At 65.8% G+C, this 371-nt stretch carries 1 protein-coding gene; it reads right to left on the bottom strand.

The window, feature by feature from the left end:
* Window positions 1-111 precede the first annotated feature (111 nt).
* Window positions 112-371 (bottom strand): acyl carrier protein (locus ACFHWU_RS29500; RefSeq protein ID WP_416592353.1); only part of this gene is annotated, 260 nt, incomplete at its 5' end.

The raw sequence follows: 371 nt of genomic DNA, 5'->3' as shown, positions 1-371 counted from the left end.
CGTGGCCGCCAGCGGGGACAAATGCCGGCCGCCTACGGGGAGATCAGAAAGACCGTTGACAGTGGATATGAGGGGGTATCTGGTCGGTGTCGGTCATGTCACCGGGTCGCTTCACTCGGCGGCGTCCGGTATGAGCGCGGCGGCGACTTCTTCGTCGGTCATTGCCGCGATCTGGGCATGCACCATCGTCTCGACTGTCGTGGCATGCTCGGCTAAGGTTGGCCGCTCGTACAGCGTGGTGAGCGGGACCTCGACACCGAACCGATTCCGCATTCGGGCCGCTACCCGGGCTAGCGCGAGCGAGTGGCCGCCTAGGGCGTGTATCAAAGTCGGCCGTGGGCGGGTGACGACTTTCGGCGTGTCGCTGCCCG

Origin of the sequence: Micromonospora sp. LOL_015, from assembly GCF_048060275.1 — a bacterium.
Classification (GTDB): domain Bacteria; phylum Actinomycetota; class Actinomycetes; order Mycobacteriales; family Micromonosporaceae; genus Micromonospora_E.
Note: the sequence above shows the minus strand (reverse complement) of the source record. Positions and strands in the feature narration are given on the sequence as shown.